18 protein-coding genes are annotated in these 19,639 nt (G+C 65.5%); 11 read left to right on the top strand and 7 right to left on the bottom strand.

Translation table 11 applies throughout. The features are described from left to right. Window positions 1-39: 39 nt before the first annotated feature. From XF30_RS07720 to XF30_RS07740, 5 genes are all read right to left on the bottom strand, one after another. Window positions 40-594 (bottom strand): DUF924 family protein, encoded by a 555-nt coding sequence (locus tag XF30_RS07720; protein WP_036021216.1) that lies wholly within the window; start codon window positions 592-594, stop codon window positions 40-42. Between the two features lie 15 nt (window positions 595-609). Continuing rightward, window positions 610-2,295 carry a long-chain fatty acid--CoA ligase gene (locus tag XF30_RS07725; RefSeq protein ID WP_109142349.1) on the bottom strand — a complete coding sequence of 562 codons (1,686 nt, stop codon included), beginning with the start codon at window positions 2,293-2,295 and terminating at the stop codon, window positions 610-612. 190 nt (window positions 2,296-2,485) lie between these two features. Next, a complete protein-coding gene (locus XF30_RS07730) occupies window positions 2,486-3,991 on the bottom strand; it encodes a D-alanyl-D-alanine carboxypeptidase family protein (RefSeq protein WP_109142350.1) in 1,506 nt (501 codons plus the stop codon). Window positions 3,992-4,180: 189 nt separating this feature from the next. Further along, window positions 4,181-5,977: a glucan ABC transporter ATP-binding protein/ permease gene (locus XF30_RS07735; protein ID WP_109145616.1), complete on the bottom strand. Its 1,797-nt coding sequence runs from the start codon at window positions 5,975-5,977 to the stop codon at window positions 4,181-4,183. An 82-nt stretch (window positions 5,978-6,059) separates the two neighbouring features. Further along, a complete protein-coding gene (locus tag XF30_RS07740) occupies window positions 6,060-7,109 on the bottom strand; it encodes an ABC transporter substrate-binding protein (RefSeq protein WP_109142351.1) in 1,050 nt (349 codons plus the stop codon). 227 nt (window positions 7,110-7,336) lie between these two features. Here XF30_RS07740 and XF30_RS07745 point away from each other — a divergent pair, with 227 nt between their 5' ends. The 7 genes from XF30_RS07745 (at window position 7,337) to XF30_RS07775 (ending at window position 12,921) form a co-directional block, all read left to right on the top strand. Beyond that, window positions 7,337-7,696, top strand: a complete 360-nt coding sequence (locus XF30_RS07745; protein WP_057028252.1) for a hypothetical protein — start codon at window positions 7,337-7,339, stop codon at window positions 7,694-7,696. A gap of 117 nt (window positions 7,697-7,813) precedes the next feature. Further along, a complete protein-coding gene (hisE, locus tag XF30_RS07750; protein ID WP_109142352.1) occupies window positions 7,814-8,218 on the top strand; it encodes a phosphoribosyl-ATP diphosphatase in 405 nt (134 codons plus the stop codon). Between the two features lie 46 nt (window positions 8,219-8,264). After that, window positions 8,265-8,867 (top strand): YqaA family protein, encoded by a 603-nt coding sequence (locus tag XF30_RS07755; protein WP_081492862.1) that lies wholly within the window; start codon window positions 8,265-8,267, stop codon window positions 8,865-8,867. Window positions 8,868-8,914: 47 nt separating this feature from the next. Beyond that, entirely contained in the window at window positions 8,915-9,454 is a 540-nt protein-coding gene (locus XF30_RS07760; RefSeq protein ID WP_035997543.1) for a hypothetical protein, read from the top strand. 30 nt (window positions 9,455-9,484) lie between these two features. Then, complete coding sequence (locus XF30_RS07765; RefSeq protein ID WP_035997546.1) at window positions 9,485-10,885, top strand: aspartate ammonia-lyase; 1,401 nt, start codon at window positions 9,485-9,487, stop codon at window positions 10,883-10,885. A 271-nt stretch (window positions 10,886-11,156) separates the two neighbouring features. Continuing rightward, window positions 11,157-12,125: an NAD(P)H-dependent flavin oxidoreductase gene (locus XF30_RS07770; RefSeq protein WP_109142353.1), complete on the top strand. Its 969-nt coding sequence runs from the start codon at window positions 11,157-11,159 to the stop codon at window positions 12,123-12,125. Between the two features lie 22 nt (window positions 12,126-12,147). Further along, entirely contained in the window at window positions 12,148-12,921 is a 774-nt protein-coding gene (locus XF30_RS07775; protein ID WP_035997551.1) for a thioesterase family protein, read from the top strand. Between the two features lie 372 nt (window positions 12,922-13,293). On the opposite strand, the gene XF30_RS07780 is transcribed toward XF30_RS07775, so the two are convergent. Next, a complete protein-coding gene (locus XF30_RS07780; protein ID WP_109142354.1) occupies window positions 13,294-14,856 on the bottom strand; it encodes an AMP-binding protein in 1,563 nt (520 codons plus the stop codon). Between the two features lie 108 nt (window positions 14,857-14,964). On the opposite strand from XF30_RS07780, the gene XF30_RS07785 reads away from it, so the two are divergent. The 4 genes from XF30_RS07785 to XF30_RS07800 all read left to right on the top strand — a co-directional run bounded on the left by XF30_RS07785 (window position 14,965) and on the right by XF30_RS07800 (window position 17,930). Continuing rightward, window positions 14,965-15,930 carry an NAD(P)H-dependent flavin oxidoreductase gene (locus XF30_RS07785; protein ID WP_192893066.1) on the top strand — a complete coding sequence of 322 codons (966 nt, stop codon included), beginning with the start codon at window positions 14,965-14,967 and terminating at the stop codon, window positions 15,928-15,930. A gap of 136 nt (window positions 15,931-16,066) precedes the next feature. After that, window positions 16,067-16,315 (top strand): hypothetical protein, encoded by a 249-nt coding sequence (locus tag XF30_RS07790; protein WP_035997560.1) that lies wholly within the window; start codon window positions 16,067-16,069, stop codon window positions 16,313-16,315. A gap of 133 nt (window positions 16,316-16,448) precedes the next feature. Continuing rightward, entirely contained in the window at window positions 16,449-17,162 is a 714-nt protein-coding gene (locus XF30_RS07795) for a hypothetical protein (RefSeq protein WP_192893067.1), read from the top strand. A gap of 90 nt (window positions 17,163-17,252) precedes the next feature. After that, entirely contained in the window at window positions 17,253-17,930 is a 678-nt protein-coding gene (locus XF30_RS07800) for a hypothetical protein (protein ID WP_192893068.1), read from the top strand. 43 nt (window positions 17,931-17,973) lie between these two features. On the opposite strand, the gene XF30_RS07805 is transcribed toward XF30_RS07800, so the two are convergent. After that, entirely contained in the window at window positions 17,974-19,530 is a 1,557-nt protein-coding gene (locus tag XF30_RS07805; RefSeq protein WP_109142357.1) for a winged helix-turn-helix domain-containing tetratricopeptide repeat protein, read from the bottom strand. Window positions 19,531-19,639: the final 109 nt, after the last annotated feature.

Here is a 19,639-nt window from a genome sequence, read left to right on the forward strand (position 1 = left end):
CGGAAGCGGCGAGGATGGCGGCCGTTCACCGTGATGTCATCAGCCGGCAAAACCGCCGCCGTCGAGGAAGGCCTGCTCCTCCTCGGTGGTGTCGCGGCCGAGGAGACGGTTGCGGTGGGGAAAGCGGCCGAACCGCGCGATGATATCGGCGTGGTCGCGCGCGTATTTCAGGCTTTCGGTATTGTCGGTGTTTCGAAACAGCGCGACGCAATGCAACTGGTCGGCCAGGTGCTCGGAATGCATGAAGGGCAAATAGAGGAATTCCAGCAGGAGGGGATCGACCCTGCGATCGACGCCGCGCGCGATGGCGCGGCGGGCGACGTCGCGCGCCTGTGCGTCGCTGGCAAAGGCCTGCGGCGTGCCGCGAAACATGTTGCGGGGAAACTGGTCGAGCACGATGACGAGTGCCAGCACGCCGTCGTCGCTTGTCTCCCATGAGGCAAGCTCGCCGGCGGCCGCCTTCTGCCACAGCGAGAGAAAGCGGCGTCGTATCTCCGCATCGAAATCATCGCTGCGCTCGTACCAGCGTTGGCGCCCGGCCTCTCGCCAGAAGGCGAGAACGCCTGATGGCGTGATGTCGCGGGCGTCAGCCATGAACGGAGGCGCGCCTTACGCCGCCTCCGCCTTCTTCTCGTCGCGCAGCTGCCGACGCAGGATCTTGCCGACATTGGTCTTCGGCAGGTCATTGCGGAATTCGACGTGCTTGGGCACCTTGTAGCCGGTGAGCTGGTCGTGACAGAACTTGATCACGGCATCCGCCGTGAGGTTCGGGTCCTTCTTCACCACGAAGGCCTTCACCGCTTCGCCCGACTTGGAATCGGGGATGCCGATCACGGCGCATTCGAGCACGCCTGGATGGCTCGCGATGACTTCCTCGACCTCGTTCGGATAGACGTTGAAGCCGGAGACCAGGATCATGTCCTTCTTGCGGTCGACGATCTTGATATAGCCCTTCTCGTCCATCACGCCGATGTCGCCGGTGCGGAAATAGCCGTCCGCGGTCATCACCTTGGCGGTCTCTTCCGGCCTGTTCCAGTAGCCCGACATCACCTGCGGGCCCTTGGCGCAGATCTCGCCCGCCTGGCCGAGCGGGGCCTCGTTGCCCTCGTCGTCCCGGATCGAGATGTAAGTCGACGGCACGGGGATGCCGATCGAGCCGGCGAACTCGGTCGCCGTGGGCGGATTGCAGGTCAGGACAGGCGACGTCTCCGACAGGCCGTAGCCCTCGGCGATGCTGCAGCCTGTGATGTTCTTCCATTGCTCGGCAACGGGGCGCTGCACCGCCATGCCGCCGCCGTTCGAGATCTTCAGCTTGGAGAAGTCGAGCTTCTTGAAGTCGGGATGGTTCATCAAGGCGTTGTAGAGCGTGTTCACGGCCGGGAAGGTGTTGACCTGGTATTTCGCCAGCTCCTTGATAAAGCCGGGTATGTCGCGCGGGTTCGGGATCAGCAGGTTGCAGCCGCCGGCGCGCACAGCCAGCAGATAACAGGCCGTCAGCGCGAAGATGTGATAGAGCGGCAGCGCGCAGACGATCATGAGCTGCTCGACATGCGGCGGCGAAGCGAGCGCCGGCTGCAGCCAGGCATCGTTCTGCAAGACGTTGGCGACGATGTTGCGATGAAGCAACGTGGCGCCCTTGGAGACGCCGGTGGTGCCGCCGGTATATTGCAGGAAGGCGACGTCACCGGGCGACAGCTTCGGCTTGTTGAACGTCATGCCACGGCCGGCGGACAGCGCGTCGTTGAAGGAGACCGAGCCCGGCAACGACCAGGCCGGTACCATCTTTTTGACCCGGCGGACGACGAGGTTGACGATCACGCCCTTGAAGCCGAGCAGGTCGCCCATGCTGGCAACGATGACGTGCTTCACCTGCGTCCTCGCGATCACCTGCTCGACGGTGTGGGCGAAGTTCTCCAGCACGATGATCGCTTCGGCGCCCGAATCCTTCAGCTGGTGCTCGAGCTCGCGCGGCGTATAGAGCGGGTTGACGTTGACCACCGCGAAACCGGCGCGCAGCACGGCGGCCGTCGCGACCGGGTATTGCAGCACGTTCGGCATCATGATGGCGATACGCGCGCCGCGCTGCAGCCCGCGGCCCTGCAAGTAAGCGGCAAGCGCGACCGACATCTGGTCGAGGTCGCGATAGCTGATCGACTTGTCCATGCAGATGAATGCCTTGCGGTCGGCGAACTTGGTGAAGCTCTCCTCCAGCAGGTCGACCAGCGATGCGTATTGCGTCGGCTCGATATCGGCAGGCACGCCGGGCGGATATTGCTTGAGCCAGATGCGCTCCATGGAAGACTCCCCTCATTGACCAGGGCCCGTTGTTCTCGGGCTTGCCTCGTTGTCGCCAGTATCCAGCTTGCCGGAACGGGTGGCAAGCCGTCGTGGCTTAGGGCAAAGGTCGGGCCGTCGCTACTGGAATCGTCGCAAAACGGTGCTGCCGCAGGTGCGAAGCGGGGCTGCGGTTTAGTGCCGAGCGGCGTTAACTGTTGTTGGCCGGCTTGGCCGCGGCGGGAGGCTTCGTCGCAGCGGGGGTCGTCGCTGCCTTGGGCTTTGCGGGCTTCGCCGCCTGATCGCCGCCGGCCGAAGGCTTCTCGGCGGGCTTCGCCACCGCATCCGGCTTGGTCGCGGCATGCTTGGCGCCAGCCGGCTTGGTTGCGGCCGGTTGGGGCGTGGCCGGCTTGGCCGCCTTGCCATCAGTCGGCTTGGCATCCGGCTTGGCCGCCGCGGTCTTGGTGTCCTTGGGCTTATCGGCCGGCTTGTCGGCGGCGTCTGGCTTCTTGGCGACGCGCGGCTTCTTGGCGCGCGGCTTGGACGCGGCCTGCTGGTCGGCATCGGCTGCCACAGCGGCAATCAGGGCGGTGCCGGTGCGGGTCGGGCCGGTATAGACCAGCACGGGCTCGGTCGGAGCCGCAGCCGAGGCCATCAGCTCGGAAGCTTTCATCAGCGGCGGCTGCAGGCCTGCCGTGAAGAAGGTGAACTGGGCCGCGCCGCCGGTGGCGGAGCCCGATCCGGTCGCGCCGCCACTGGCCGCAATCAGCGCATCGTCGTCGTCGCTGGCCGGCCGCTTGCGGTTGGGTCCGCACATCTCGTCGCGCAGGTTCGGCGGCGTGGCATCGACCGGCACGAGATTGTCGACCGTGCCGAGCGAGGGGCGCAGCCAGGTGAGGTTGTCCGGAGCGAAGCCACGCTCCAGCAGCTGCGCCGCCTTCACCGCGCGTGCCGTGCCGGAGTTTGCACCGAGCACCACCGCGATCAGCCGGCGGCCGTTGCGCGTGGCCGAGGCGACGAGGTTGTAGCCGGAGGCGCAGATGAAGCCGGTCTTGAACCCGTCGGCGCCGGGATAGCGGCCGATCAGCTTGTTGAAATTGCCGGTGACGCGCTTGCCGAAGCGGATCGCCGGGATATGCATGTAGTACTCGTATTCCGGCAGGTCGCGCAGGAAAGACCGCGCCAAGATGCCGAGGTCGCGCGCAGAGGTGATCTGGCCTTCGGCGGGCAGGCCGTTTGGATTGACATAGCTCGTCTGCGCCATGCCGAGCTTCCTCGCGGTGTCGTTCATCACCGCGGAGAAGCCGTCGACCGAGCCGCTGACGCCTTCGGCGAGCACCACGGCCATGTCGTTCGCCGACTTGACCATCATCATCTTCAGCGCGTTGTCGACGGTGACTTGGGTTCCCGGGCGGAACCCCATCTTCGATGGCGATTGCGAGGCCGCGGTCGGCGATACCGTGAGCAGCGTGTCGAGCGTCAGCCTGCCGTCCTTGACCGCCTTCAGCGTCACATAGGCGGTCATGATCTTGGTGACGGAGGCCGGGTACCAGGGAAGGGTCGCGTTTTCGGCCTGCAACACCTTGCCGCTGTCGGCCTCGATCAGCAAGAGCGCTTCGGCGCTCGCCGTGCGCGGCGCGAGCATCGCGGTACAGGCGAGCGTCGCAGCGAACAGGTTGAACAGGGATTTGCGAAGCAGCGGGCGAAGGGCGTGCACTATCCGATTCCGGTCCTTGGAGATCCGCCTGATACGGCCGGTTCTCGTGATCTGATTGTCGGTTCTGAAATCCAGCGCCGCCGCTTGCGGCGTCGCAAACCTATACCGGCTGGTGCGTCGAGCATAGGGGGATCGGCGCGGTATTCCGCAACGAAGTAGGCCGAATTTCGACGGTCCTCTCGGGACTTGCTAGGGGGATTTGACAGCTGTCGCGGCAGCCTCGGCGGCCGTCACGCTGGCCCGTGCGTTCTCCTGCACCATGAACTGGGCCTTGGCCATCTCGGCAAAATGGCCGCCTTTGGCCACGAGTTCATCGAAAGTTCCGGTTTCGATCACCCGTCCATTCTCGAACACCAGGATCCGCGTGGCGTTGCGGATGGTGGAGAGGCGATGGGCGATCACGAAGGTGGTGCGGCCCCTCATCACTTCGTCGAGAGCGGCGTTCACCTTGACCTCGGTGACCGCGTCGAGCGCGGAGGTCGCCTCGTCCAGGATCAGGATCGGCGGGTCCTTCAGCAGGGCGCGGGCGATCGAGAGCCGCTGCCGTTCGCCGCCGGAGAGCATGCGGCCGCGCTCGCCGGCATTGGTCTCGAAACCGCCGCTGCGCTCGATGAATTCCAGCGCCTGCGCGCGCTCCGCCGCCTTGCGCATCTCGGCCTCAGTGGCATCCGGCTTGCCGACGCGCAAGTTCTCCGCGATCGAGCGGTTGAACAGCAGCGCTTCCTGGAACACGACACCGATGTTCCGCCGCAGCGAGGTCAGCGTGACGCCGCGCACGTCCATGCCGTCGATCTTGATGACGCCGGATTGCGGATCGAAGGCGCGGTGCAGGAGCGCAATCGCGGTGGATTTGCCGGCCCCGGTCGGGCCGACCAGCGCAATGGTCTGGCCCGGCAGCGCGGTGAAGGTGAGGTCCTCGATCGCCGGCCGCTTGCCGTCATAGGAGAACGTGACATCGTTGAACTCGACGAGGCCCGACAGCCTGCCGGCATCGATTGCGTCGGGCCGGTCGTGCACCGCGGGCACGGCGTCGAGCACATTGAAGAACTCGCGCAGCCGCGGAGCTTCCATGAACACGTTGTTGATGAAGCTGACCACCTGCTCGAGCTTCTGGATCAGCAGCGTCGCGAAGCTCACGAACATCACGATCTCGCCGACCGAGGTCAGGCCCTGGTCGTGCAACGCGATGCCGAGCGTGAAGATCGCGAGCACCGTGATGGTGGTGGAGGCGCGCGTGATCACAGTGACCAGCGCCCACCACGACAACACCGGCATCTGCGCGGCCAGCAGCTCGTCGGCGACCGAGCGCAGCCCTTTGACCTCGGATTCGACGCGCACGAAGCTCTGCACCAGCGCGACGTTGCCGAGCGCATCAGACGCGCGCGCGGAGAGCTCGCTGTAGTGCTCCTCGACCGCCATCTGCATGCCGAAGGTCCTGCGCACCACGAAGGTGGTCAGCGCCGTGAAGACGATGCAGAGCACGAACAAGAGGATCGCCAGCCGCCAGTTCAGGTAGAGCGACAACGGCAGCAGCACCAGGACCGAAAGGATCGCGGCAAAATGCTCGCGGAAAAAGCCGAGCCACAGCCGCCACAGCGCGTCCGTGCCGTTGAGCATGACCTTCATCAGCCGGCCGGAATGGGTGCCGGAGTGGAAGGTCAAGGGCAGCTGCAGGATGTGCTCGAAATAGTCGGTCAGCACCGCCTGGCGCTGGCGATGCGAGAGCCGGTCGGCCTGCAAGGCCACCAGCGCGCTGCAGACGATGGTGAACAGTCCGAACGCGACCCAGGCGACCAAGAACGGCCAGGCCGAGCTCGAGCCGGCCACGGTCTTGCCCGAGAGCACGTCGACGATCCGGCCGAACAGCACGGGCTCGGCGAACTGCGATCCCGCCAGCAGGAGGTTGGCGACCGCGAGCAGCCAGCCCAGCCGCGCCTCCTTGCCGAGCAACTCGAGAACGCGGGTGTAGAGACGGAGGATGGACATGTGGGCGAGGGACTCGGCGACGAGGGAGCCCACATTCTAAGCAGGGACCGCCGCGAGATACAGCGCAAGCTTTCAGTTTTACTCAGTTGATCAGCCGCTCTGCCCGCGGCGGCAGGAACTGGCCGTCGAAGACGTCGCGAGCCGTCGGCCGTTTGCGGAATTTGAAGTCCCGCGCGATCTGATCAATCGAACGTTCCAGGCGCGCCGGCTCGACGCCGCCGAGGCCGTTGCGCTTGACCTCGTCGGTCAGGATATTGTCGGCAAGGACCGCGTGCAGGCGCTTCAGCTCCAAATTGCGGTCGCCGTCGTCGATGCGGCTCGCGGCCTCCTCCGCCGCACGCGCCGGCTCCCTGGCCGTCGCGGTGATGCCCGCAATCAAGGCGCGGACGAAGCCTTTCACGGCATCCGGCTTCGCTGCGGCGAAGGCGGTGTTGGCGACCACGGCAAAGCCGTAGGCCTCACAGCCGTAGTCCGCATAGCGCAGCACGACGAGATCGGCTTCGGGTACGCCGCGATCGCGCAGGTTCACCGCCGAGAGATAGCTGAACCCGGCGACGGCATCGACCTGTCCTGCGGACAGGATCGGCTCGCGCACCGCGGCACTGATCTTGTGGAATTTGACGTGCGATGCCTTGATGCCGTTCTGCTGCGCCAGCGCCGGCCACAGCCGCATCGACAGATCGCCGTCGGCAACGCCGACGGTCTTGCCGTCGAGGTCGGGCAGGAGACGGATGCCGCGGCTTTTGCGCGCGACGATCGCGTAAGGCGCGCGGTCGAACAGCACGAACACGGCCTTGACCGGCGCCGCGTCGTCCTTGTCACGAAAGCGTATCAGCTCGTTGATGTCGACGAGCGCGAGCTCGCTGTCGCCTTTGGCGAGCCGTGCGAGCGCCTCCGGCGATCCGCTCGCGCTGTTGAAGGACACGTTGAGATGCTCGGCGCCGAACCTGCCGTCCTTCGCCGCAAGGAAGAATGACGCCATGCTCGCATCGATAGGACGGTCGAAGGTGAAACGGATGGCGGTCGAGGGAGTGCCGCTCTCGGCCGCAATGCATTCGCGCACCGTCGATGCGGTGAACGCGATTGCAAGGGCCAACAGGCATTGAAGGGCGATCGTCTTGAATCCGGACATCGGTCGCGCCGGCCCCGCAATGTTATGGTTTCGTGACGCTTGGCAAGCGCCGGCCCGCGACGAACGTGCGCGCGCGAACATGAACGGCGGATGAGCGGGCTTGCGGCATCGTTACGCAACCCCGTTCAGCTTGTGTTGGGGTTGGGGAACCTACTTAGGTGGTGAGTGTTTGACAGACATCAGCCTGTCGTCAGGCACAATCCGAGGTCCCAAGGAGGGTCCAGATCATGTTTGACAGCCTTTCGAAGTTCGTCGGCCGCAAGGCCGTTCTGGCCACGGCCGCCGTGGTGGCCCTGACTGCCGCTGCACCCACCGCCTCTTACGCGGGCGGTCGTCATTGGCATGGCGGTGGCGGCGGCGCCGCTGCTGCCGCGATGTTCGGCCTCGCCGCGACCGGCCTCGCGATCGCAGCCAGCCGCAATGCCTACGCCTATGATCCGGGTCCGGTTTACTATTACGAGGGCGGCCCGGCCTATTACGGCGGCCCCGGCTATGGTTCCTATTATTACGACTCGGGCCGCCGCTACACCTATGGCGGCTACAAGAACCCCTGCGCCCACGGCTATTCCGGCTACAGCTGCTATTGACGGATCGGCCATTCTGATCGACGAACAGGCCGTCGCGCTTGCCGCGGCGGCCTGTTTTTTGCTTACATTGCCGCGTGTTAACACGCCGGCCATTTGTTTCGAGTAGTTTTGCGTACCATGAGTGATTCGCTTGAGCGGCTATATCTGGCTGTGCTCGCGGCCAGAGACCTTGATCCGGCAACATCGCGCACGGCCCGGCTGTTTCAGCGTGGGCCCTCAAAAATGGCAAAGAAGCTCGCCGAAGAGGCCATCGAAGTCGTCATCGATGCGGTCAATGGCGATAGCGAGGCCGTGATCCGGGAAAGCGCCGACCTGCTCTACAATCTCACCGTGCTGTGGGCTTCGGCCGGAGTGCGCCCCGAGGACGTCTGGCGGGAAATGACGCGGCGGGAGGACATGCTCGGAATTGCCGAGAAACTGCCGAAGTCGCCGCCGAAATTGCCCAAAGTCGCGTCACCGCGCATAGTCTCGCGGCGGCCTATTGTCGCGCTCGACGGCCGTGCCGCGCGCAAGCGCCACTAGAAACGTCACAAATCGCTCATAAACTGGCGATGGACAAATCCGTCCCATGGTGCTTCATCGCGGCGCCATGCTGAAACGAATGTACGACTGGTGCATCGACGCCGCCCACAAGCCCTATGCGCTCTGGATCATGGGCATCGTGTCCTTCGCCGAAAGCTCCTTCTTTCCGGTCCCGCCGGATGTGATGCTGATTCCGATGTCCCTGGCGCGGCCGCAGCGCGCCTGGTTCTATGCCGCGATCTGCACCGTGACCTCGGTGCTCGGCGGCGTCGTCGGCTACGCCATCGGTGCGCTGCTGTTCGACTCGGTCGGCCAGTGGCTGATCCAGGTCTACGGCCTCGCCGACAAGGTTGACGCCTTCCGCGCCTCCTATGCGGAATGGGGTGCGGTCATCATCCTGCTCAAAGGACTGACGCCGATCCCCTACAAGCTCGTCACCATCACCTCGGGCTTTGCCGGCTACAACATCCTCCTGTTCGTCCTGTGCTCGATCGTCGCGCGCGGCGGACGCTTCTTCGTCGTCGCGATCCTGCTCAACCGCTACGGTGACTGGATCCGGGTCAGGATCGAGCGGCATCTCGGATTGTGGGTCGCGCTCGGCGCGATCGTGCTGGTGCTCGGCTTCGTTATCGCCATCAAGCTGATCTAGAGCCGCGGCGCTTTGCCGCCGCGCCGGCTTCGGCTACGGTTGTCGTCATGATGGTTCGATCCGGCAATCCGGCGGCACGGCATGGGACGCTGATGTCGACAGCGCTGCTGCTGCTGCTCGCTGCCGGAGGGACGGCCCGGCCGCAATCCGCCCCGCCGGCGCTCGGCCTTCAGCAGCAGGGAGCGCAGGCCGGCCCGTCGCCATCGACGCCCGCTCCCTCGGCGCCGCCGGCGCGCGAGGAGAATCCCGGGCTGATCAACGAAATGGGCAAGCTGTTCGACAAGCTGCCTTCGATCCTGCCGCCGATCAAAAGCCCCAGTGAAACCATGGACGACCTGTCGCGGCTGGCCAAGCCTTCGACCATGGTGTCGGGGCGCGTGATCTGCCCGGTCTCTGCGAACGGCGCGCCCGACTGCAAGCAGGCGGCCGACCAGCTCTGCCAGGGCAAGGGCTACAAGGAAGGCAAGAGCCTGAACGCCGACTCCGCGGAAAAATGCTCGGCCAAGGTCCTGATCCCGGGCCGGCAACGTAAACCGGACGACTGCCGCACCGACACTTTCGTGACCAGCGCGCTGTGCCAGAACTGAAGGCCGGCGCGCGAGAACCAAGGAGCGCCCATGAGCCGCACGGAGCAGGACTTCCTCGGACAGCGTGAGATCGCCGACGACATCTATTACGGCGTCCAGACCATCCGGGGTAAGGAGAACTTCCACATCACCGGCATTCCGATGAACCAGGAGCCTTACTTCGTGAAGGCGCTCGGTTACGTCAAGAAGGCCGCCGCGATGGCCAATCGCGACCTCGGCGCGATCGACGCCAAGGTCGCGGACGCCATCATCCTCGGCTGCGACCGCGTCATCGCGGGCGACATGATGGATCAGTTCGTCACCGATTTCATCCAGGGCGGTGCCGGCACGTCGACCAACATGAACGCCAACGAGGTGATCGCGAACCTCGCGCTGGAATCGCTCGGCTTTGCCAAGGGTGACTACCAGCACGTCAGTCCGAACGATCACGTCAATTACGGCCAGTCCACCAACGACACCTATCCGACCGCCTTTCGGCTGGCCCTGATCCTGCGGCTCGAGAGCTACATGACGGCGTTGCGTCAGCTCCAGGAAGCCTTCTTCGCCAAGGGACGCGAGTTCGAGCGGGTGCTGAAGATGGGCCGCACGCATCTGCAGGACGCGGTGCCGATGTCGCTCGGCGCGGAATTCCGGGGCTGGGGCACCACGATCGGCGAGGAGGTCGACCGCATCTCGGAAGCGCGCGCGCTGCTGCGCGAGATCAATCTCGGCGCCACCGCGATCGGCACCTCCGTCACGGCGGCGGTCGGTTATCCCAAGCTCGCCGTCCGGCACCTCAGCGCGCTCACAGGCGTCGATTTCATCCTCGCCGGCGATCTCGTCGAGGCGACCTCCGACACCGGCGCCTATGTGCAGCTCTCCGGCGTTCTCAAGCGCACGGCCAGCAAGCTGACGAAAATCTGCAACGACATCCGCCTGCTCGCTTCCGGTCCGCGCGCGGGCTTGAACGAGATCAACCTGCCGCAGCTTCAGCCGGGCTCCTCGATCATGCCCGGCAAGGTCAATCCGGTCATTCCCGAAGTCGTCAACCAGACCAGCTTCCTCGTCATCGGCCTCGATACCACGGTGACGCTGGCGGCAAGCGCCGGCCAGCTCCAGCTCAACGTGATGGAGCCGGTGATCTCTTTCGCGCTGTTCTTCTCGATCCGCACCATGGAGCGCGCGGTCAACAGCCTGCGCGAGAATTGCGTCGTCGGCATCACCGCCAACGAGGAGCACACCCGCAACATGGTGCTGAACTCGCTCGGCATCGTCACGGTGCTGAAGCCGCTGCTCGGCTACAAGCAATGCGCCGAGATCGCGCGCGAAGGCTACAAGACCGGCAAGTCGCTGCACCAGATCGTCGTGACCGAACGCAAGCTGCTGACGCAGGAGAAGTGGGACGAGATGTTCTCGTTCGAGCGGCTGATCAACCCGGATTTGATCGGGTAGGCGGTCGCTGTCATTCCGGGCGCGCGAAGCGCGAGCCCGGAATCCATTTCGCCACGCGTGCTGACGCCCGATGGATTCTCTGATGCGCAATCGCGCATCATAGCTCGACGCTCCGCCTCGCCCCGGAATGACGGGTGAAGGAATTCCGCTGCTTGGAATTGCGGCAATGGCCTCCGCTGCGGCGCCAAAACGCAATACTTGACAGTGGAAAGATTGCCTTGTTGGTATGGCTCCCAACTTCAATTTGACCGGCTGAGAGGATCGTACCGCAATGTCCATGCCTGCCTTGTTCAAGGGCCGCCTGTCGATCCCCGTGATCGGCTCGCCGCTCTTCATCATCTCTGTGCCCGATCTCGTGATCGCGCAGTGCAAGGCGGGTGTGGTCGGCTCGTTTCCGGCGCTGAATGCGCGGCCGCCGGAGCTGCTGGACGAATGGCTGGCGCGGATCACCGAAGAGCTCGCGGCCTATGACCGCGCCCATCCCGACAGGCCGTCGGCGCCGTTCGCGGTCAACCAGATCGTGCACAAGTCGAACAACCGGCTCGACCACGACATGCAGCTCTGCGCCAAGTATAAGGTGCCGATGATCATCTCCTCGCTCGGCGCCCGCGAGGAGCTGAACCAGGCCGTGCACGGCTGGGGCGGCATCGTCTTCCACGACGTGATCAACCAGAAATTCGCGCACAAGGCGATCGAGAAGGGCGCCGACGGCCTGATCCTGGTCGCGGCCGGCGCCGGCGGCCATGCCGGCACCATCTCGCCGCTGGCCTTCGTGGCCGAGACACGAAAATGGTTCGACGGTCCGATCGCGCTGTCGGGTGCGATCGGCAACGGCAAGGCGATCCGCGCCGCGCGCATCCTGGGGGCCGACTTCGCCTATATCGGTTCGGCCTTCATTGCGACCAAGGAGGCCAATGCGGTCGAGAAGTACAAGGAGATGATCGCGGGCTCGAGCGCCGACGACATCGTCTATTCCAATCTCTTCACCGGCGTGCACGGCAATTATCTGAAGCCCTCGATCCTGGCGGCGGGTATGGACCCCGAAAATCTGCCGGCGTCCGATCCCTCCAAGATGAACTTCGGCACCGACGCCTCCGGCGAGCGCGCCAAGCCGAAGGCCTGGAAGGAGATCTGGGGAAGCGGCCAGGGCATCGGCAGCATCGACAAGGTCGTGCCGGCGGCCGAGCTGATCGCGCGCTTCAAGAAGGAATACGACGAAGCGATCGATCCGCCGTTGTGATCGCACCCAGATCGAGTGCTGCATGCCCCCCATTTACCGCGTCGACGGCAACGACGTCGTCACCAGCCCCGATGCAGCCGGCCCCTGGGACCGGCGCATGCAGCACGGCTCGGCACCGGCATCGCTGGTGACATGGGCGGCTGAGCGCATCCCTGCGGCGGTGCCGATGGATGTCGCGCGCGTGACCATCGATCTGATGCGCCCGGTACCGGTGGCGCCGCTCACGATCGCCACCGAAATCTTGCGCGAGGGCCGCAAGATCCAGCTCTGCGGGATCAAGCTGCTCGCCGACGGCGTGCAGGTGGTCGGCGCCACCGTGCTCAAGATCAGGCGCCAGGCGCTGACGCTGCCCGACGAGGTCGAGGAACTTCCGGTCACGTTGCCGTCGCCGGAGGATTCATTGGTCGAGGACGGTCACGCCGCCACCAGCCCGTTCGTGCGATCGGTCTCGATGCGCGCCGCGCGCGGCCGCTTCGGCCAGGCCGGCGCCGGCGCGATCTGGTTTCGTGTCGACCATCCGCTGATCGAAGGCGAGGCCGTCTCGCAGGCGATGCGCGCCGTGGTCGCCGCCGACTTCTCCAACGGCACCGCCTCGACGCTCGATTTCCGCGCCTGGACCTACATCAACGCCGACCTCACCGTGAGCTTTGCGCGCCAGCCGGTCGGCGAGTGGATTTTGCTCGACGGCGATTCCTGGATCGGCCCCGACGGCGCGGGCCTTGCGATGTCACGCCTCGCCGACCGCCAGGGCTATTTCGGCCGCGCGGTGCAGAGCCTCGTGATCGAGAAGCGGTGAGAGGCGCTATGTGCGATCAGCCGGGCGATGACACCGATCGTGTGAGAGCTATCGCGCATCGCGGGATTGAACGGCAGGCTTCCGCCGCCGCGGAAGGGATGCAAGGTCGTGTTCGATCAGGGCATCCTGCCAGTTCACACACCGTAGAAGATCTTGATCCCCCACAGCACCACGATGATGGCCGTGATCAACGTGATCGCGGCGACTGCACTTTCCAGGGAAGCGACTCTCATTTCACTCTCCGCTTCCCAGCCCCGTCAGCGGTCTAGTTGATTCCCTGATTCGCCGGCAATTGCGCGGGCATCGCCGTCGCAGACTCCGTTGCGGGCTGTGGTGCCGAAGCAACAACGACACCGTAGAATTCCGGAGTATTTACCCCACCATCCGGTCTCGCCCGCTCCAAAAGCCCGCGCGCAGCACCTTCTTGTCGACCTTGCCGACGCCGGTCATCGGCAATTGCTTGACGAACTGGATCTGCTTGGGCGCATGCGCCGAGCCCTTTCGCGTCTTGACCAGGTTGATCAGCTCGTCCGGATTGGGGTTCGTCCCTTCGCGCGGGACGACGATGGCGGTGACGGCTTCGCCCCATTTCTCGTCGGGAATGCCGACGACCGCGACCATCGCCACGTCCGCGTGCTGCGACAGCACGTCCTCGACCTCGCGGGGGAAGATGTTGAAGCCGCCTGTGACGATCATGTCCTTCTTGCGGTCGAGGATGAACATGTAGCCGCGCTCGTCCTGACGCGCGATGTCGCCGGTGTGGACCCAGCCGTTCTTCAGCGTCTCGGCGGTGATATCGGGCCGCTTCCAGTACTCCGCCATCACATGCGGCGCGCGCACGCAGATCTCGCCGGCCTCGCCCGTCTTCACCTCCTGGTCGTTGTCGTCGAGGATCTTGACTTCGCAGGCCGCGATCGGGAAGCCGCAGGACAGGAACAGCTCCGGCCGCTTGGGATCGTGATCGGCCTTGCGCAGCACCGAGACGGGATAGCATTCGGTCTGTCCGTAGAGCTGCGAGAACACAGGGCCGATGCGTTCGATGCCCTCCAGCAGTCGGCTCGGCGACATCGCGGAGGCGCCATAGAGCACGAGCTCGAGCGAGGAGAGGTCGATCTTGCCGAGCGCGGGCTGATCGAGCAACACATAGATCATGGTCGGAACGAACAGCGTGAAGTTGATGCGCTCGCGTGCGATCGTTGACAGCACGGCTTCGGGATCGAAGCCTTTCAGCATGTGCACGGTGCCGCCGCGCATCAGGGTCGGCAGCACCTTCGTGCCCGCGACATGGCTGATCGGCGCGACCGTGAGGTAGCGCGCAGCCTCGGGGATCTCGAAGTCGGCCAGGATCGCGCCGGCGGCGCCGGCATTTTCGCGGTGATAGCGCAGCGCGCCCTTGGATTTTCCGGTGGTGCCGCCGGTGTAGTTCAGTGTGGCGAGATCGTCGGAGCCGGCGAGGCACTGTGCGCTGGCGTGTCCCGCACTCTCGACCGCCGCCAGCAGATCGACGCCGTAGCCGGCCGGTCCCATGTTGAAGACCGCCTTGAGCCGGCCGGCCTTCGCGGCGAGCTCGCCGCCGCGGTCGCGGAAGGCGGCCGCATCCACCAGCAGCATCTCGGCTTCGGAATCCTCGAGCTGAAACAGCTGGTCCTCCAGCGAGCCCAGAGGGTGGAGCCAGGTGATGCAGAGGCGGGCCAATTGGGCGGCGACGCCGGCGCACCAGCTGTCGGCGCGGTTCGCGGTGAGGAAGGCTACGCGGGCGCCGGGCTCCAAGCCGAGCCGCATGAACACGCCCTGGATCCGTCCGATCAGGTCGATGGCACCCCGATAGCTCAGCGATCCCTCGGGCCAGGCGAAAGCAATGCGGTCGGGATAGCGCGACAGCGCCCGTAGCGTCTGCGCACAAGCCGGGGATGATGCGTGGAGCGGATCAGGCATATGTTTCCTCGTTGCTTTGTCACCGGCTTATGGCGTGCCAATGTTGCTGACGACGCTAGCACAGAGACTGCGGGAGGAAACCACAAAGCCCGCGCGAGGGAGGCATGCATGCCATCAGATCGACTGCAACGCTTCCGCGATCGTCTTGCTCTGCCGCTGATCGCGGCGCCGATGTTTCTGGTATCGGGCGTCGAGCTCATGGTTGCAGCCTGCCGCAACGGGGTGATCGGCAGCTTTCCCACCGCGAATTGCCGTGGCGCGGAACAGCTCGATGAATGGCTGACCGAAATCAAGCTGCGGCTGCGGCAGCATGAAGATCAAACCGGGCGAAAGGCAGCGCCACTTTGCCCGAACTTGATCGTCCACCGCTCCAATGCGCGGCTGGAGCAGGATCTCGCCGTGCTGCTGCGGCACAAGCCGGAGATCGTCATTACGTCGGTCGGCTCGCCGGCGCCAGTCTTGAAGCCGCTGCACGACGCCGGCGCGCTGGTGCTGGCGGACGTGGCCTCGATCCGCCATGCCGAACGCGCCGCGGAAGCGGGGGCGGACGGGCTGGTCCTGCTCACTGCCGGTGCTGGCGGCCAGACCGGCTGGCTCAACCCGTTCGCCTTCGTCCGTGCGGTGCGCGCATTCTACGACGGCATCATCGTGCTCGCGGGCGGAATTAGCGACGGTCGCGCGCTGCGTGCCGCCGAAGTGCTCGGCTGCGATCTCGCCTATATGGGCACGAAGTTCATCGCGACGCGTGAGAGCATGGCGGACGAGCGTCACAAGCAGATGCTGGTCGAGAGCAGCGCCGACGACATCTTGCTCACCACCGCGTTCACGGGCTTGCAGACCAGCATGCTGAGGCCATCGATCGCGGCCGCCGGGCTCGATCCCGACAATCTGCCGGCGCGCGGCGCGATCAATATCACTGAGGATATCGACGTCGCCGCCCGCGACAGCCGCCCCAAGCGCTGGCGCGATATCTGGAGCGGCGGGCATTCGACCTCGGGTGTCACCGATGTGCTCGCGGTCGAGGATCTCGTTGCGCAGACCATCGCCGAATATCGGGAAGCGGGTGGGCGGTAGCGTCGTCGCCTCTCCCACAGGGGATCGGGCAGGGTTAATCCCGCATGCCTCCGGCCCATCCCACTTAACGGCGGATTAACCATCGCCAGCCAAGAATCCCTCTTGTGGCCGCCAATCAGGACGAGAGGGACAGGCGATGGACTTCAATTATCTCAACGGCAAAACGGCTGCGACCCTGGACGAGATCCGCGTCCGCGTCGCCCATGCGCTGGCCCGCCACCCGCTGTGTCGCAACGTCCGGTTTGACATCGTCAGCATCCCCCGGACCCGCCGCGGCGGCAATTGGACGGTGACGCTGCAATCGGTCGAGCCGCGCGCGGTCTGGGAAGCCTCGGAGATCGTCGCCGACATCCAGGATGCCTATGACCTTGCGGCAGCAGCCTGATTTCGTTGGGGGTTTCCGGGCGATGTCGCCTTAGTCCGCGCGATTGCCGCCGCAATAGCACGGTTCAGCCTTAATTATCGCCCAGTTTCCGGGCAGTGATCACGTGGACTTGAAGTCGGACGCGGAGAGACGTTTGTCCAAAGCCATCACCATCGTCGCGCTGACCTGTTTCCTCGTCCTCGGCGCCGCCACCACCGCCATCCTCGGCCGCGACAGCGTTCCCAGCGTCAGCGCCGCGATGATCGCCGAGACGCCCCCAGCCAAGCCGCTCGCAACCAACCGCGCCGCCAAGGCCGACCGTCTGGTTCCGACGCTCGCGCTGGCCTCGGCCGCGATTGAGCCGGTCCAGGTTGCCGCCGACAAGCTGGCGCAGGCACCGGTCCTGACCGAGCCGCTGCGTCAGGCCTTCGCCGCCGCCACCCCCTCCGATTTTCCGATGCCGAAGCCGAGCGCGCACGAGGCGCCCGCCGCGACCGAGGTTCCGGCCGTCGAAGTTCCGGCCAAGCCGAAAGTCGTCGCCAAGCCGCAGCCGCAAAAATCCTACTCGCTGCTGTCCGACGTGCAGATCGCAGGCATCAGGGATCGCCTGAAACTCTCCTCGTCTCAGGAATATTACTGGCCCTCGGTCGAGACCGCGCTGCGCAACGTCGCGCGCAAGATCCAGGCGAACAGGCTGTCGAATCCGAATGCACCGCCCAGCGCACAGATCGATCCGAATTGCGACGAGGTGCAGCAGCTGAAGTCGGCCGCGATGCCGCTGTTGTTCCAGCTTCGCGACGACCAGAAGGAAGAAGTGCGCAAGCTCGCTCGCCTCATCGGGCTTGAGAAGGTCGCGCAGCAGATCTGACGCACGCGGTTCCTCGTCGAGGAGCCGCGGCTTATCAGGAACATCTGGCAATCCCCACGCGTTGCCCGCTCCGAAAGAGGGAGTGGACAAATGCGCGCCTCGACAGCCTATTTTGTCGGTGCCGGAACCATCGTCGCGGCCATCGCCATTGGTCTCGGTGGCGGCATCGTCGCCGGCAACATCATGAATCCGGTTGCGTCAAAACAGGGGCCGGACACCAGCAAGATGGCGCAGCGCGCGGCAAGTCCCACGCCGGTCAGCACCAACGCTCCCTCCGAGCGCGTGAACTATCTCACCGGCTCGCAAGCCTTCGGTGCGATGATCGCCGCGCCCGCACAGGCCGAAGCAAAGTCTGAACCCGCAAAACCCGACACGCCAACCACGCAGGCGAATGTCGCACCGGCGCCGCAACCCTCGCAAGCCGCTGCAGTCGAGCCGCCGAAGCCCGCCGCTGCGCCACAGGCCGCAAGGCCTGCCGAGCAGCAGGCCTCGACCGAGCCGTCGTCCTTACCGAATAACGCCTATGCCAAGGCAAGGGATTCCGATGTGAAGCGCGCCGCGTCCGAACGGCGCCGAGCCGAGCGTCGCGAGCGCTGGGCCGAGCGCCGCTATTATTACGAGTCCCGCGAGCCGCGCGGCCTGCGCGACCGCACCGATTGGGATGACGTCGCGCGCAACATCCGCGAGGATTCCGATGCGCGCGATTACGCGGGGCGGTCGCGCAGCGGCTTCCCGCAGATCAGGCTGTTCGGGCCTGACGACGATTAGCACCTGACACGGGGATCAAGCGGAGCGGTCGCGCCAGCGACCGTCACGTCATTCCGGCGCGCCGCAATCCCTCGAGATAGTGCGTACGATCCTCTTCCCGCAGCATCGGCAGCTCGCGCGTGATCCAGGCCAGCGAGACCTCGGGCTGGGTGCGGCGCAGGCCTTCCAGGGCGGATGCCGCGAGGGCGGGATCGCCGAGCATGCCGGCGGCGGCCGTCAGCACGCGGTGGGCGCCGACGAAATCCCCGCGCTGGCGCATCGATTCCCGAGCCATCTGCACGGCGCCCGCGTAGTCGCGGCCGACGAACCGGGCATAGGCCGCAACCCCGCAATAGATCGCCGCGAGCGGGTCGCGCGGGCTCAGCCGCAGCGCGCGGCGGGCGGCGGCATCGCCGTCCTGCCAACGTCCGGCATAGCACAGCGTCACGCCGTGGAAGGCATGCGCCATCGCGAAATTCGGATTGAGCCGCAAGGCCAGCTCGAATTCAGCCAGCGCGTCGTCGAAGCGGCGGCGGAACAGGTAGGTGTAAGCAAGGCCGTGATGGGCCCAGGCATCCTCGCGGTCGGCCTCCACCGCCGCGAGCGCCGCACGCTCGGCGACCGGCATGGTGGCAGCCATGTCGGCCCAGCCCATATGCGCGCCGAAGATATGGCTGGTGGCGAGCAGGCCGAGCGCCTTGCCATAGGCGGGATCGACCGCGACCGCTTCTTCCAGCAACTTCTGCGCGGCGGCATTGTCCTCGCGGGTGATGCGCCAATAATGCGACAACGCGCGCATCACGAGGTCCCATGCATCCAGGCTGCCCGGCGGCTTCTGCTGGGCCCGGAAGCTTTCGGCAGCATAGAGCTGCGGCTCGATGGCGGCGACGATCGCTTCCGTGATCTCGTCCTGCACGGCGAAGATGTCGGCGAGCTCGCGGTCGTAGCGTTCGGCCCAGAGATGGCTGCCGGTCGAGACGTCGTTGAGCTGGGCCGAGATGCGCACCCGTTCGCCGCTCCGCCGCACGCTGCCCTCGACCACGTAGCGCACCCCGAGCTCCCGCGCGACCTCGTGGATGTGCACGGCGCGGCCCTTGTAGACGAAGGAGGAGTTGCGCGCGATGACGAAGAACCAGCGCAGCTTCGACAGCGCCGTGATGATGTCCTCGCTGATACCGTCGGAGAAATAATCCTGCTGGACCTCGCCGCTCATATTGGTGAAGGGCAGCACAGCGATCGCGGGCCGCTCCGGCAGAGCGAAGGTGGCCTGGGACGGGGCGATCCGGACCGGCTCCGGCGCGACCGCGCCGATTTGCGTCTGGACGTCGCCGACGAAGCGAAAACCCTTGCGGGTGATGGTGCGGATCAGCGACTGGCTCGCGCCATCGTCGCCGATCGCCTTGCGCGCCGCGTTGATCCGGCTGGTCAGGGTGGATTCGGAGACGCTGCGCCCGTGCCAGATCTTGTCGATCAGCTCGTCCTTGCTGACGACCCGGTCGCGGTTCTGCATGAGGTGGACGACGAGGTCGAAAACCTGCGGCTCCACGGCAATGGGAACCTGCTCGCGGCTCAGCTCGCGCCGGTCGGTATCGAGAAGGTGGTCCCGGAACAGAAACTGCACGTCGAAAACTCGGGCCTCATTGCGAAATCGGGCAAACAAACAAAATGAAATTTGGGTCGAAAGATCGTGTGTCTGCCGAAGGGGGCGTTTGGTTCATCGCAATCGCGTG

The sequence above is a fragment of the Bradyrhizobium sp. SUTN9-2 genome (assembly GCF_003122645.1).
Lineage (GTDB): Bacteria > Pseudomonadota > Alphaproteobacteria > Rhizobiales > Xanthobacteraceae > Bradyrhizobium > Bradyrhizobium yuanmingense.